The organism is Dyadobacter sp. HNCC25DJ185, assembly GCF_056895195.1.
In genome coordinates, this window is the sequence record NZ_JBXHAR010000007.1 from 184,318 (window position 1) to 199,762 (window position 15,445).

The following is a 15,445-nucleotide window of genomic DNA, read 5'->3' on the forward strand; positions in this document are numbered from 1 at the left end:
TTGTTTGCATCAGAAGCAAGGTCGGGATTTACATTCGGATCAGTATCATTTTTTTGATCGCTGCTTCCCTGGTTTTTGGATTAAGAAAGGTAATATCCAGGGTTTTATCTGTAAAATCGGGGTTTCTTCCAATGATTTTCAGGTCCGGACGGGATGCAATGAATTCGTTCAGAAATGACTCGTGTGTATAGACCCAACAGTTTCTGATGCTAACCAGGGCTTTGAAGTTGTCTTTCTCCTGAACGGATGTGCCGGAATAAAAATGCAGCGAAGCCGGGCTCCCGGCATAATAGGTGAAAAGTTTTCCTGTTTGGACACCATCTTCTTTTGCCAGCAGACCAAGCCGGGCGCCGGCTTGATAAGTCGCGAGGTTAGGAAGATAGTAGCTGTTTAAGACCAGATTGGAACCGATTGCGAGAACGGTGCAGGAAATTACAAGTTTATTCCTGAGCCCGGAGAAAAACACCAGCCACGTGAAGACGCCTGACAGTGCCATGAAATGGATCAGACCGTAATAATTATTTTCGGGGAACGGAAACCATACAAGATAGAAAAGCCCTGAAATGATCAAATAGGAAAGTATGATTTGGATAACATAGATATGCCTTGTTACTTGGGCCTGCCGGGAAATGTATTTGATGATATAGTCTGCTGTAATGACTGCGGCAAGCGTATAAACAATGAAATCGTCATGAGCAGACTGAAAAGGGCTTAGCGAAAGCAGGATAAAAGGAATCAAGAATGCATACAAGCTGGCTTTTTCTGTCCCAGCTTCTGAACTTTTAAGCCGAAAAGCATTGGTTAATCTATTCCAAATCCCTAGAAAAAGAAACAGGCTCCATGGGGCGAAAGCCCAGGCGATATTCAGCAGTAGCTTGAAAGGCATAAAGTGTCCTTCTGATCTGATCAATGTTCCTTTGGACAACAGTAATAGTCCCACGCCTGAAAAGCATAGGACGAGGTTCTGTAATTTCCTGGTGTGCTGATATTCGGTTAGCTGCCATACCGTAAAAATGAAAAATGCCGCCAGATAATTTTCCGGCCCGGTCTCGTTATTGAGCAAGAACATACACCTGGTCGTTGCGAGAATGAGTGTCGCTAGCAAACCCACTTCCTTTGAATAGTTGATTTTGGAAAAACGGTATACAGCGTACAGCGCGATCAGATCTGGTAAGAGTCCGGCCAACCGGTAAGCAATAGGGGTTGGCCCCAAAGCCGTCATCGAAAGACTTGATAACCAGAGTAAAAGAGGAGGTTTGTCGGAATAGGTCGTGTCGTAAACCACAAAATTGAAGTAATCATGCGAACGCGCCATTTCCATGGACATTGCAGCATAGCGCGCCGAACTCCCTTCGGGTAAGTTGACGAACCAGCCGAGCACGCAAATTAAGAAAGAAGCGAAAAGCCCCCAGCTTACGATTTTGGACAAATCCTTGTATAGCACAGCCTCGTATTTTCGGTTGTAGAACGGCTAAAGGAAAGAAGGGCAGTCCATGACGGATGCCCTTCTGATGCATGAAAATAGTGTGTTATCTAGAACGGAACCTTCCCGTATTTCGGTTGTAGGTCCCAAGCGGAAAGCTTAGACCCACGTTGATACCCCAGTTGTTATTTTTAATATTCGCATTGTCAAGTCGTGTTACATCCAGCAAACCCAAACCGTACCTGGCGTCGAAGTTCAGCCAAACTTTGTTATGAAGACGATAATTTAAGCCGCCCCCAAAAGTTAGTCCAAGGTCAAAAGGGCTATAAACATGGTTATTAGAGTCACCGTTGATATTGTTTCCGTTTTTGTCCCTTGCACCAACGAGAAAATTGAGATTAGGTCCCAGGAAAATTTTGGGGCGGACGCGGGCTCCGTACTTCCCGAAGAAAAATGTAGCGAGTAATGGTGCCTGGATGTAATTCAGGCGCGTTACATTGGTTTTGTTGTTCACTTGCGCCCCGAGCTGGGTGAACAACAATTGCCCGCTGAAGCCAAATCCTGATTCAGAGCTGTAATTATAAAATCCTCCTAAGGTCACTCCTGGTTTCCAATCCGTACCGGATATGTCACCTCTGAAATTTGCAATTGAAACCCCCGCAATCGGACCAATGGAGACATTCTCCTGAGCCTGTGCCCGCAAGGTAAAAATGGTCACTGTAAGTAGTAAAATAATACAATTTTTCATCGACGTGTGGTTTAAATAAAGTTAAACCAAGTCAACAAAAGATGTACCAGCGGGAAGTTAGAATGCTGTTTTGGTTGAGGACTAAGCGTTTGCCAACTTTCGGGTCATATTTATATATTTATATTTAAAATTCAGGACAAAGAACAGGGGAAATAAGTCCACAATTGTATCGGTTCCCCTCAGAATACGCTTTTTCAGGCCCTGGTATCATTTGCCAAGTTTCTGAAGAATAAAGAACAACGGCGCTCCCCCTAGAAAAAGGCTCCATCCGATCAACGCAGAGAAAGGATCTGTGAAAATCACATTAACCGCCACTGCAAGTAAGAATGCAACAAACAATGCAGGGAGGTAGGGATAGCCCCAGACCTTGAAACCCTGATGAGGATCGTTTTGACCGGCTTGCTTACGAAATACAAACAGCGTTGCAGCTGCGCTGGCCAGCGCAATGCCGTCCACGGACATCACGTAATTCACGATCTGTTCGAAAGTATCCAACACCCACAAGGAAAGCAATGTGGTCACGATCAGGAAAGTCAGCGCGAATTCCTGTACCTGGGTTTTGGAATTTACTTTCTTGAAAATTGGCGGAAGAATCCTGTCGTCGGCCAATGCATAGTAGACCCTTGGAAGAGAAAGCATGGTAGCATTGATAAACCCAAGTACTGAAAGGAAAATTGCGAGCGAAAAGAAAGTTTCTCCCCAGGTCCCGAACAACACCCTGGCCATATCCGCGGCGATCAGGCTGGATTTGCTGAGCGCCTGGAACCCGAGCACATTGAAATAAGCAAAGTTCAGAACCAGGTAAAGCCCGATAACCAGGAACATGCCTAAGAAAATGCCCCGCGGCGTGTTTCGGACAGGGTCTTTGATGTCGCCGCCAAAATTAAGTGTCTGCTGATAGCCACCGAATGTATAAAAGACGGCGATCAGGCTCGCCCCAAATGCCGTGAGCCAATTCCCTGCGGATGCCGGTGCCGGTTCAGCTGGGTGACTGCCTCCATGCTGTGTGTAGAAAATGCCGGCGCACAATACGAGCATCATCAGTATTTTCAAACTGCTGAGTATGTTCTGGGTCCTTGAACCCGATTTGATCCCCAGCATATTGACGATGTAAAAAAACAGCAGGGTGAAAATGGCGGTCACCCGTATTCCCGGGGTACCGTGGGCGAAATCGGGTAGCAACGGATTGATGTATTCCGAGCCGATCAAAGCGACACCGGCCATGCCGGCACCATAAGTAAGCACTATGACCCAGTTGATCATAAATGCGTACAGCGGATGAAACGCCGTTGAAATCAGCTTGTAAAATCCGCCCGGGAAATGGTGGCGGCTGCCAATCTCGGCAAATACGAATGCCCCAATTAAACTTACGATGCCGCCAGCTATCCACGCGGAAAAGAATATAGCCGGGCTTCCCGCCTGCTTGGCAACAATGGCTGGCGTACGGAAAATGCCGATGCCAATGACAAGACTGATGACGATCATGCTCAAATCGAACGGGCCAATTTGAGGACGGATTTTATTGGAATGTTCGGGCATTCGGTTTAAACATTGTTGGTAAAAAAGCCTAATTCCTGATAGGAGATCAGTAAGATAGCCAATACCGCCAATAAAAGGCCCAATTTGTTATAAACATTCAGCCGCTCCTTGTAGATCAGCCATGCGGCAAGCGACGAAGCGAGCATGGTGAGTATGTTGTAAATCGGGAATACGTAGGCTGCGCTATTCCGGAATGAAGCGAGGGCAAGCAATAGAAAATAGAGCGACAGAAAGTTAGGGACTCCCAAAATCAACCCGCCGATCACACTGCGCCATTTCAATGTCTGGTTTTGCGTAAATATCCTGAAAATCAGAGACGAAGTTCCGATCAGTACGGCACCAGCACAGGCAATGATCATGAAAACCGTAGTTTGGCCGGGCGTGTAATATTTAACCGAGAGATAGTTGATCAACGTATTATTGGTACCCGATGCCAGAAATGTCAGCACAGGATAAATCCACAAACCACTAAGAAGCGGGGGAGCCACATTACCCTGATGCTGTCCCGGAGGTTTCCCCGATTTTTGGATAACACCTAAAGCCAGCGCGATCAATGCTACTACCAGGCCGGCGTAGTTGAGTGGAGTGAAGACTTTATTGTTGTTCTGAAAAATAAAAAGGCCGAAAATAACCGGGATCACCAGGGACATATTCCCCGCGAGTGAAGTAGCTGTGATGCTCACTTTTTGTGCCGTAAGCCCGATCAGCATGAACGCTGTTACGAACATACCCCCCAATGCCAGTGTAAGCACCGTGCCACTGGACTGCCATTGCACCTCTCTGAAAACCGACAGGTCAGGTGTAAGCAACAAGCCAGTCACTACACAGGAATAGTAGTTAAACACCACGGCATGAAACGAATCTACCTGATAACGCGGATAAGCCCGCATGATCAGGTAAAGCGCCACAGTAAATAGAACAGCCAGCAGGAAGAAAAGCATGTCCGGAGATTATTGCGCGGATAGTATCTCGTCGATTACACGGGGATAATGTTCATACTCCAGGGTGTGAATTTTCTTTTCGAGGTCCGCAGGCGTGTCAGACGGGTCGATGTCGCAAGTGGCCTGAAAAATAATATTGCCTTCATCGTAATGTTCATTTACAAAATGAATGGTAATACCCGATTGCGGATCTTTGGCTTCAATAACGGCCTCATGGACATAGTGGCCATACATTCCTTTTCCACCATATTTGGGTAAAAGCGCAGGATGAATGTTCACAATCCTGTCCGCAAATGTTGTTACGAGCGCAGGCGGTACCAGCATCATAAATCCAGCCAGCACTATCAGATCTATACCCTCATTTTGCAGTATCTGAGTTATTTTTCCGGTATGGTAGAATGTTTTTTTGTCAAAAAACACCACAGGTATCTGCAGCCTGCAGGCCCGCTTGATCACCCCCGCCATCGGGTTATTGGTAAAAACCAGGGAAACGTCAACATCTTCTCTTTTTGCAAAATATTCACTTATGTTTTCAGCATTGGATCCTGAGCCGGAGGCAAAAATGGCAAGACGTTTCATTGAAAAGAATTAGAATGATATGGATGGGGAAATGCAGGTTGCAGCCATGGTCAGTAGACCTTACTCAGTTCGCTGTATCCCATTAACTTACCTTTGCGATAGGTCTCGGTTTTAAGGTCCCATATCACCCCTGGTGCGCGGTAGGAAATACTTTGCATGTCTGCCTTGATCGGAAAGCCCACTGCAATTTGCATATTCAGGTCGGAAGTAATTTTGTAGGCATCGTAGGTACCTGCTGGTATGGTAAGTTTTTCCTGGCTTGCCACCGTGCGGTTTTTGATAAACAAGTTGAAGGAAATTGCCATTGGCCCTGATTGCCCGCTTCCTTTGACCGAGGCATCTTTCAGATTTTCACCCACCTTATATTTGGTGGGATATTCAATGTTTTCGTAAGTATATTTCATTTCCATATCCTTAAAGGATTTGAGTTGCTCTTCGCTGATCATGGAGCGGGCATCCAGCGTGATTACATTTCCATTGCAGGTCAGCTGGTAATTGTTTTTCATCTGTGACTTGCCTTTGTCGTCGAACATTTCCATTTCCACATCGAAAACCGTATTTGCGCCTTCCGTGGTAATTTTGACCACTTTGTAGTTGAGCGTGCCCGTAGACTTTCCTTTTGCGTTGTAATTAATCATTTCAAACCCGGAGCCCTCTTTCAGGTTAAACACCGAGCAATCCTGCGACCACGTCGGGAAGCTTAGCACAGAGAGGCAAAGAACGAACCACAACAAAAGCTTTTTCATATTTTACATTTGGTTTTGGGGCGGTAAAGATACTTTTTCCACAGACTTTTAGTGCTGAAAAACCTCTAAATTGATTTTTTTGCTAAGCCCATACCATGGTCATCAAGCCCAGGAGCATGATTATTTTGCAAAGATTACTGCTCTCTTTAAAATCGCGCCGCGTATCCGCCTGGTACAGTTTGAATGCAAGCCAAATCAAGGGCGCCAGGAGTAGCACAAACAAGATGATCAGGATATCGTTGTCCAAGGCGTGGGCCATTATAAACAGAGAGATAACAAACAGGAGGAGTACAATGTAAAGAAAACTTTTTGTCCGCCTGATACCCCAAACGATCGGCAACGTACGGCAGCCGTGAGCTTCGTCCCCTTTTATGTCTTCCATGTCCTTCACAATTTCCCGTATCAGCGATATGAAAAAGGAGAAAACGGCATAAATGAATACCAGGTGCCGGTTAGCGGGAAAATGAACCGTTAAGATCAGAAGCGTGAAACCAGTGAGCAGTGAAACGATAAAATTGCCAATGAAAGGTTTTCGTTTAAAACGCTCGGAGTAAAACCAGAGCAGGGTTATGGAAAAAACATTGATCAGAAAGATGTAAGGACTTACTGCAAGCCCAAGCACGGCACCCATCACATTCAATATCTGGTGCGCCCCCATTGCCCAACGCCGTTTTAAGTAGCGACCTACCACGACACGCTCAGGTTTGTTGACGATATCTATTTTTACATCAAAATAGTCATTGATGATGTAGCCGGCAGCAGCAATGCAAACGGTTGACAACGAGAGCAGAAACATGTCCAAGTTGCTCAAAATGCTTTTCCATTCATTTCTTGGCCCTACCAGAAGTATGCGCGTCAGATACTGGGTCAACACCACAATAACCAGATTGGTCATTCTGACGAGGCGTACGCTTCCGGCGATGTAATCCCATAAACTGATTTTTTTTGGCCTTATAGACACATTCATGCACGTTAGCTCCGGAAAAGAAAGGTTTAGGCAATAAAATTATTGATTTTATAGCATTAACGACAATTCAACACATCTTTATCCATTTGTGGGATAAAAAAGAGGCATTTGTTGTTAGCTGTTTAAAATCTGTAATCCGGACAGATTTGGGACCGGATCTTCAACTATTTACTAACAATATGAAAATTGGTATCGTTTGCTATCCTACCTTTGGAGGAAGTGGGGTAGTAGCTACTGAACTTGGGAAGGCGCTTGCTAAAGTGGGGCACCAGGTTCATTTTATAACCTATTCACAACCTCAACGTCTCGATTTTTTTAATGAGAATCTCTACTACCACGAAGTAAATATACCCGCCTATCCATTATTTCAATATCCACCCTATGAATCTGCACTGTCAAGCGAGATGGTTCACGTGGTTACCCAGGCAGGTCTTGATTTATTACACGTTCATTACGCTATTCCGCATGCCTCCTCCGCCTATCTGGCCAAGCAAATCCTGGCCCAGCAAGGCATTCACATTCCAGTGATCACGACTTTACATGGTACTGACATTACGCTTGTCGGAAAAGATGCGTCGTACGAACCGGTTGTGACGTTCAGTATCAATCAGTCGGATGGTGTGACTGCCGTTTCCGAATCGCTCAAGAGGGATACATACAGCCACTTCAATGTTACCAAAGACATTGAGGTGATTCCTAATTTTATTGATCTTGACCGTTTTAACCGTCAGAAAAAGGATCATTTCAAGCTGGCGATCTGCCCAAATAACGAGAAGCTGATCGTTCATACTTCCAATTTCAGGAAAGTGAAGCGGATTGATGATGTAATTGCCATTTTTGAAAAACTTCGTAAAATACTCCCAAGCAAATTACTGCTGGTAGGGGATGGCCCCGATCGTGCCCGCATCGAACGCCTTTGTAGGGACTTGGATATGCTTTCAGATGTCAGGTTCCTGGGCAAGCTGGACGCTATCGAAGAAGTGCTCTCTGTTGCCGACTTATTCCTGATGCCTTCGGAATCGGAAAGTTTCGGACTGGCGGCTTTGGAGGCATTGGCTTGTGAAGTACCATTGATCACTTCAAATGCGGGAGGATTGCCCGAATTAAACCTGCATGGCATCACTGGCTTTTTAAGCGATGTCGGAGATGTGGAGGATATGGTAAGGCATGCGGCCTATATTCTGAATGACGATCACCTGCCAACCTTCAAAGCCAATGCGCTGGCCAGGGCCCGAGATTTCGATGTGGCTAAAATCCTTCCCCATTACGAAGCTTTTTACGAACGCGTGGTTGAAAGCAGCCGGGCGATTGAAATCTAGGTTTCGTGACTGGGCGTTTCCGTTTGTAACAGTCATTCCCCTTTCCAGGGCCCGATTATTACACTCGTTATGTTTTTCGTTATATTCGTGTGTCATTTTACCTAGGTTTACGTTATACAGAGAAGAAAAAACCATTGAGACATGAAACTTTTATTTAATATAATCCTCATATTTCTGCTTCTGATTGCCTTTGTGCCCTTTTTTAGAAGGTTTATTTTCCACTTGCTTGTAGGACGTCAGCTGATAAAACAACAGGAAAAACAATACCGCGCCCAGCAACAGCAAGATAAGCAAAGGACCAAAGGAGGTGTAAGGGTTGACCATGTCCCGCCTGGGGCCAATCAGTCGTCTCAGTTCAGGGGTGGTGAATATGTGGATTACGAAGAAGTGAAATAAGAATTCTTTATTTGATAACAAAACAGCCGATGCTTTATAAGCATCGGCTGTTTTGTTATCATCGTTGATTTCCGGATTTATCTGCTCAAATACAGATTCCTTTCGCTATAAATGCGTTGAAAGAAGTCATCTTGCAGATCGTCAATGAAATAAATAGCCTCTCCGGTCGATTTCATTTCAGGGCCAAGCTCCTTGTTGACATTCGGGAATTTATTGAAAGAAAACACCGGGATTTTGATCGCCCAGCCTTTTTTTACAGGTTTGAAATTAAAATCCTTTACCTTTTTGTCTCCCAGCATCAGCTTGGTGGCATAGTTAACATAAGGCTCCTGGTAAGCTTTGCAAATGAAAGGTACCGTACGTGATGCCCGCGGGTTAGCCTCGATTACATAAACAATGCCATTTTTTACTGCAAACTGGACGTTGATCAAACCTTTTACATTCATCGCCAGTGCAATTTTGCGGGTATGTTCTTCAATCTGTCGGATTTCATCTTCTGTCAGATCAAATGGAGGAAGTGCAGCGTGCGAGTCGCCTGAGTGAATCCCTGCCGGTTCTATATGTTCCATGACACCGATAATATACGCGTCTTCCCCGTCACAAATGGCATCTGCTTCTGCTTCCAATGCGCCTTCCAGGAAGTGGTCGAGCAAGATATTGTTATCAGGAATGTCGTGAAGGATTTTCACAACATGCTGCTCCATTTCTTTTTCGTTGATTACGATCTTCATGCTTTGTCCACCCAACACGTAGCTCGGACGGACCAGCAGCGGGAACCCGAGTTTACGGGAAAGCTCTACCGCGGCGTCGGAAGTGCGAACGGTACCGAATTTAGGGAACGGGATATTGAGTTCTTCCAAGAGTGACGAGAACCGTCCCCTGTCTTCTGCCCAGTCGAGCGAATGGTAGCTGGTGCCAATGATCTTGATACCATATTTTTCCAGCTTCTCCGCCATTTTCAGGGCAGTCTGTCCGCCAAGCTGCACGATAACGCCTTCCGGTTTTTCATGCATGATGATGTCATAAACATGCTCCCAGAAAACCGGCTCGAAGTATAGCTTATCCGAAATATCCGGGTCAGTTGATACTGTTTCGGGATTACAGTTGATCATAATGGTTTCATAGCCAGCTTCTTTTGCTGCCAAAACACCATGCACGCAGGAGTAGTCGAATTCAATTCCCTGCCCGATCCTGTTTGGCCCCGAGCCGAGTACGACGACCTTTTTGCGATCACTCGCAATCGATTCGTTATCCGGAAATTCCTGCGAAGAATTGAAAGTCGAATAATAGTAAGGTGTCTTTGCTTCAAATTCTGCCGCACAAGTATCGACGCATTTATAAACGCGATGGATACCCATGCTGATCCTTTTGTCGTAAACCTTGCTTTCCTTAGTATTGATCAAATGGGCGATCTGTCTGTCTGCGTAACCTTTCTGCTTGGCTGTAAGCATTAATTCCCTGGGAAGGTCGTCCAGGTCAAACTTTTCAATTTCATGTTCCAGTTCGATCATTTCCTCGATCTGGCGCAGGAACCACGAATCGATCTTGGTCAGGTTCTGGATGGTTTTGAAAGACAAGCCAATTTTGAATGCATCGTATATATGGAAAAGCCTGTCCCAGCTCGGATGTTTCAGACTGTATTTGATCGCCTCCTGATCACGTAGCTCCCGTCCGTCGGCGCCCAGACCATTTCTGCGTATTTCAAGTGATTGACAAGCTTTTTGTAACGCTTCCTGGAAGTTGCGTCCGATACCCATAGCCTCACCAACCGATTTCATTTGCAAGCCAAGCGAACGGTCAGCGCCTTTGAATTTGTCGAAATTCCAGCGAGGTACTTTTACGATCACATAGTCGATAGACGGCTCGAAGAATGCGGAAGTACTGCCGGTAATGGGGTTTATTAATTCATCCAGATTGTATCCGATCGCCATTTTAGCGGCAATTTTTGCAATGGGATAGCCTGTTGCTTTGGAGGCGAGGGCAGAAGAACGGGAAACGCGTGGGTTAATTTCGATTGCGATAATCTTGTCGTCGGCCGGATTTACCGAGAACTGTACGTTACAGCCACCAGCAAACTTTCCGATGCCGTCCATCATTCTGATCGCCAGGTCACGCATCTGTTGATAGAGTGTATCCGGGAGCGTCATCGCCGGTGCTACCGTGATGCTGTCGCCGGTATGGACACCCATCGGGTCAAAGTTTTCGATGGAACAGATGATAATGAAGTTACCTTTTCCGTCTCGGAGCAACTCGAGCTCATATTCTTTCCAGCCCATTACGCTCTGCTCAACCAGGACCTCATGGACGGGCGACGCATGCAGACCATTATTGAGGGCCTTGTCAAAATCTTCTTCTTTTTCAACAAAACCGCCGCCTGTTCCCCCAAGCGTGAAAGATGGCCGGATCACCAGAGGAAATCCAATTTCCTGTGCAATTTCTTTCCCTTCCAAAAATGACCTGGCGGTACGTCCGTCGCAGACGTTCACGCCCAGTTCCAGCATTTTCAGACGGAATTTTTCCCTGTCTTCCGTCGTTTCGATCGCCTTGATGTCGACCCCAATGATATCAACATTATATTTTTTCCAAATCCCGGCTTTGTCGCAATCAATGGCAAGGTTAAGTGCTGTTTGCCCCCCCATGGTAGGAAGCACCGCGTCGATGGGTTTCCCCATCGCCTTATGCTTTTCAAGAATTTCGACGATGTATTTCTTTTCCAAAGGCAGCAGATAAACATGATCTGCGCTGATTGGATCTGTCATGATAGTTGCAGGGTTGGAGTTGATAAGAACCACCTCAATCCCTTCCTCGCGCAGCGAACGGGCTGCCTGAGAACCTGCATAGTCAAACTCGCATGCCTGACCGATGATAATTGGACCTGAACCGATAATTAGAACGGAATTGATATTCGTATTTTTGGGCACAGTAAATGGTATTTGTGTAGATATATGAAGGAAAAACTATAACAACTTTTGGGGTTGCCGCTTGTAATTGAGAAGGGGTACGTCCAAAAATTCCACAAAGTTAATTCACATATCCGAAAAAGAAGGGACGTATTGTTGAAATTACTGCAAAAATTTAGAATATTTAATATAACTTATTGAAAAACAAATATATATCAAGTCAAAGTAAGGCTATTGCAGAGGAACAATGGAGGGCGCGGATATGTCAAAGTCACGCAGTCGAAGCGGCACATTTCCATTGGCGCCAAAACGCCAGGGGGAAGAATTTGCCGGAATATTGGCGTAGTAACCCACTCGTATCTGAATGGTGTTGAATGTCAGATTCTCATTCCTGAGCCGTAAACCAAGGCCATAACCCTGGTACAAAGGCCCTTTCCAGAGTGAATGGACCCCGTTTACCAGGCCTATATCCCCGAAAACAAAATATGCGATCCGGAAACCCAGCAAGCTCTTATCCGAGAAAAATACGGTTTCCGTACCAACGGTTAGCCTTTTGGTACCGATCAACTGCTCGTTATTGATACCTCTGATCCCCTGGTCGCCGCTGATATTGAGGTAATCCAATGAATCACGCCTGATACCATGTGTATACCGTACGGTCAGGAATTGCCTGAAGAAGCTGTATCTGAATGGGATGAGGTTACTGATATAGTTAAGCTGGCCGCTGATTACCCCTTGTTGTGCCCTTCCATTTTTTGAATAGCTGCCTATATTGGCAATGCTATACATATATCCCAGATTATGCGGAAGATACTTGCCGATCGCGTATTGGACACCACCATAACCGCGTTGGCCGAATTCTGTATTCTCCTGCCCGATTGTCAACGCAAAAAGGCTACCGATGGGCACATCTTCCGTTCTACCGAACCCGTAAATCAAGACGTCCCTTTTGTAGTTTCGGTTGGAGTAACCGAGGCTGATCAGCGTAGCGCTACGGTTCCAGTATATCTTGTTCATGTCGGGCGACACCAGCGGACGCTCTAGGAAGCGGTATTTGTTGTGCCTGGCAGCGACCACCAAACGCGAATTCTGGCTTAGCCAGCTATCTTTAAATGGAAATCTGAAGGATCGTCCTATCCAGATATCATAATATTGAAATTCGGTAGGGTAGAGCGGGACGGATATGTCGGTACTGTCGATCTTTCTTTTATTCTGCAACAGCGTCGTATGCCCGACGTCAACCGCGCCTGCATATTTGGTTTCATTGGTTAAAAACCTACGGTAAAAACGGACTGATTGCTCTTTGATATCCCTCTCAAAAATGAAACTGGCCTGGCCGGTTATAAAGGTTTTGCCAATATAAGGAACTGTGTAAATGGTGCGGAACTGGAATTTGCGGATCGAATCCTTTTCGTCCCAGCGAATGGCTGTCAGCTGGGAATGTGTGGTCCCGCGGACGTTGATATCCTCAATTTTAGCATTGAATTTTTTGAACGAGCTGAAGCCTCCGCCGAAATTGAGCGACCAGGCGTCTTGCACGAGCACTACTACATCAGCCATCCAAGTAACGTCCTTCCGGGGTATTACAATGATACGTGCATCGACAATGGTCTTATTGGACCTTAGCAGACGTTCGTTGTTCTTCAAAACTTTGGCCTGAATATCATCCCCTTCCGAGAAAAGCAAAAAGGATTTTCGAATGATACTTTCCCGGGTATTGGTATGAACACTTTTGCTCAGGAACCTTTCGAGCCTGTTTCCCGTCCGGGTGGTATCATAAACCGATTGACCCAGGATATTGAGCTGCCGGATGTAAATTTTCCGGATTACCATTCCTTCGAAAGGGGTAAAGGGATTGGTTTCAATTTCCTTTACCTCCGTAACTTTGCCTTGGTTATACACATCTCTGAAGAGCAGCCGGTAAACCGCACGGGAAAACTTAGTTTTCGACATCCGTGCTTTGAGATTGGTATATGTAATGCTGTCGCGGCTGTAAGTGGCCAGACTATCGGGCTTTTGAGCCGAAGCAAGACCAGAAACCAGTATCAGCAGCAATAAATATCTACACATCGGGCCAAGCAAAATTCCAAACCAACAAACTTAACGTAAATGGAGGACTGTCAGATATAGCTTACTTGCCAGCGTCTATGATTGCCTGAATGGTCTTTTCTTTGTCACTGGGCGCAGGCGCGTTTTTCAATGCAAACTTGCCATTGGGCCGGATGGTTGAGAATGTGGCAGCGTCCAATGGATTGAGCCTGAAAAGTAAGTCCATCATTTGGTCATTGCTCATAAACAAATGCACCCCTTTCAGCTTATGCCTTACAATGTACTGTTTGAGGAGTGTTTCTGAGGTAACCAACTCTTCATTGGGAAGATGGACGAACAGAAAGACCACATCTTCCGGCACACTGGCCTGAATCGAAGGAATGTAATCCAATAGCTCGCGGCTTTTCGGGTCCTCAATATTCCACTTGGCCAGATACACGGTTCTGTCTTTGTAACGATCCAGTACACGGTTGAACCAGGCGGTGCCGCGGTCATTGGAGGCAGCCAGCCAGTAACCGGGCAAAGCTTCCACCGGATCGGTCCGCAGGTCCTTGAAATTCACGAGTTTTCTGATATCGGCACTGTCACGCACTTCCAGTGCGACAATCTCGTTCAATGATTGTTTGAATTGCGGAATCCCTATTCTTGATTGAATGTGCTGGCTCAGCCTCAGTTGCTGAGGATAGGTAAATTGATACAGGTTTTTGGCCAGATAACGGACCTTCAGAAACTCGGCAGCTGTGCTGTCGAAAACTTCGCCATAGATCCTGCTTTCCCTCTCATAGTTAAACAGAAGGTTCAGGATCATTTCGTTTTTGGCAAAAAGCTTGTTCATAAAATCAAGCTCTCCTTTTTCGACCAGCCCGTTGGTCGTAATCTGCTCAAGATGCTGACGCTCGTCTGTTGTCAGGTTCGATGCATTGTTACGGATCAGGGATGCCATTAAACGCACTGGTAATGAGTTAATGCGGCTTGGATTGGCCAATTTGCGATTTGCGACCAAAACATCGGCGTAGTTGCCAAACCGGTTGGCCCATAGTACCCGCTGGCCCGTCAATGGTGGTTCTTTCAATCTTTGAAGACTGTCCAGCAGTGCCTTGGACAAAATATAATCAGTTCCAAGCGAATGCTCATACAATAATTGCAGACCTTCTTCGTCGGTCAACGACTTAACCCATTGATACAGAACAGGGGATAGCATGGCTCTCTGACCAACATTCTGAAGGGAGGAAAGTCTGAGCACCTCCCTTGCATTGACCGCCGATGTGGCGTCGGCAGTGTTTTTTTCCCAGAAGGTCCTGAAGAAATTTGGGCCGAGCAGTTCCTTTGGAGAAGTAACACCTACCGGTGTATTTATTTTGCTCGCTGCCGCTAGCTTATCCTCCGCCTCGACATACAACGGGTATTGGTTATTTGCATCCGCATTCACCCCGGCAAAGTAGAACAGCTTCTTTGCCTTTCCTATAGAATCCCCGTTAAAGGTTATTTCGACCGTTCCCGGAGAGCCAAGAAACGTAGCGAATGCCCGGCCGCCATAATCGAGATAAATTTCCTCTTGAGCAAATAACATGGGTAACGAAACCCGAAAACTGCCATCGGCTTCCAAAGGTGCCTGCTTGCTCAGTTCGGACTGGGGCTGGAGAATGTTATTGCGGGAGAAATTAATAAAGGAAGCTTGCCGGTAAAGCCTGCCGCTCAGATTTTGAATCCGTCCTTTGATAACCAGTGAGTCGGTGGCCGCGAATGAACTGGATATTAAACCAGTAAGAAAAATGGTTATAATGATGAAGCGCATGCACTTGGCTATTAGAGATTGACAACGAAAAATAACGAGCCTT

General features: G+C 46.0%; 12 protein-coding genes. 2 read left to right on the plus strand and 10 right to left on the minus strand.

The features are described from left to right. Positions 1–28: 28 nt before the first annotated feature. From AC1XUF_RS20750 to AC1XUF_RS20780, 7 genes are all read right to left on the minus strand, one after another. Positions 29–1,444 carry an ArnT family glycosyltransferase gene (locus tag AC1XUF_RS20750; protein WP_483343745.1) on the minus strand — a complete coding sequence of 472 codons (1,416 nt, stop codon included), beginning with the start codon at positions 1,442–1,444 and terminating at the stop codon, positions 29–31. 85 nt (positions 1,445–1,529) lie between these two features. Next, a complete protein-coding gene (locus tag AC1XUF_RS20755) occupies positions 1,530–2,171 on the minus strand; it encodes a porin family protein (RefSeq protein WP_483343746.1) in 642 nt (213 codons plus the stop codon). A 207-nt stretch (positions 2,172–2,378) separates the two neighbouring features. Beyond that, on the minus strand, positions 2,379–3,710 hold the full coding sequence (locus AC1XUF_RS20760; RefSeq protein WP_483343747.1) for an APC family permease: 1,332 nt from the start codon (positions 3,708–3,710) through the stop codon (positions 2,379–2,381). 5 nt (positions 3,711–3,715) lie between these two features. Next, positions 3,716–4,651 (minus strand): EamA family transporter, encoded by a 936-nt coding sequence (locus AC1XUF_RS20765; RefSeq protein ID WP_483343748.1) that lies wholly within the window; start codon positions 4,649–4,651, stop codon positions 3,716–3,718. A 9-nt stretch (positions 4,652–4,660) separates the two neighbouring features. After that, entirely contained in the window at positions 4,661–5,230 is a 570-nt protein-coding gene (purN, locus tag AC1XUF_RS20770; protein ID WP_483343749.1) for a phosphoribosylglycinamide formyltransferase, read from the minus strand. Between the two features lie 50 nt (positions 5,231–5,280). Then, the gene (locus AC1XUF_RS20775) at positions 5,281–5,976 is read right to left on the minus strand and encodes a TapB family protein (protein WP_483343750.1); all 696 of its coding nucleotides are present in this window, start codon (positions 5,974–5,976) and stop codon (positions 5,281–5,283) included. 82 nt (positions 5,977–6,058) lie between these two features. Next, the gene (locus tag AC1XUF_RS20780; protein ID WP_483343751.1) at positions 6,059–6,943 is read right to left on the minus strand and encodes a geranylgeranylglycerol-phosphate geranylgeranyltransferase; all 885 of its coding nucleotides are present in this window, start codon (positions 6,941–6,943) and stop codon (positions 6,059–6,061) included. Between the two features lie 179 nt (positions 6,944–7,122). Between AC1XUF_RS20780 and bshA the strand changes: the two genes are divergently transcribed. Further along, on the plus strand, positions 7,123–8,262 hold the full coding sequence (gene bshA, locus AC1XUF_RS20785) for an N-acetyl-alpha-D-glucosaminyl L-malate synthase BshA (protein ID WP_483343752.1): 1,140 nt from the start codon (positions 7,123–7,125) through the stop codon (positions 8,260–8,262). Between the two features lie 141 nt (positions 8,263–8,403). Then, complete coding sequence (locus AC1XUF_RS20790) at positions 8,404–8,658, plus strand: DUF4834 family protein (protein ID WP_483343753.1); 255 nt, start codon at positions 8,404–8,406, stop codon at positions 8,656–8,658. Positions 8,659–8,735: 77 nt separating this feature from the next. On the opposite strand, the gene carB is transcribed toward AC1XUF_RS20790, so the two are convergent. From carB to AC1XUF_RS20805, 3 genes are all read right to left on the minus strand, one after another. After that, positions 8,736–11,579, minus strand: coding sequence for a carbamoyl-phosphate synthase large subunit (carB, locus tag AC1XUF_RS20795; protein ID WP_483343754.1), 2,844 nt, complete (start codon positions 11,577–11,579; stop codon positions 8,736–8,738). 210 nt (positions 11,580–11,789) lie between these two features. Continuing rightward, positions 11,790–13,628 (minus strand): hypothetical protein, encoded by a 1,839-nt coding sequence (locus AC1XUF_RS20800; protein WP_483343755.1) that lies wholly within the window; start codon positions 13,626–13,628, stop codon positions 11,790–11,792. 61 nt (positions 13,629–13,689) lie between these two features. Continuing rightward, the gene (locus AC1XUF_RS20805) at positions 13,690–15,402 is read right to left on the minus strand and encodes a hypothetical protein (RefSeq protein WP_483343756.1); all 1,713 of its coding nucleotides are present in this window, start codon (positions 15,400–15,402) and stop codon (positions 13,690–13,692) included. Positions 15,403–15,445 lie beyond the last annotated feature (43 nt).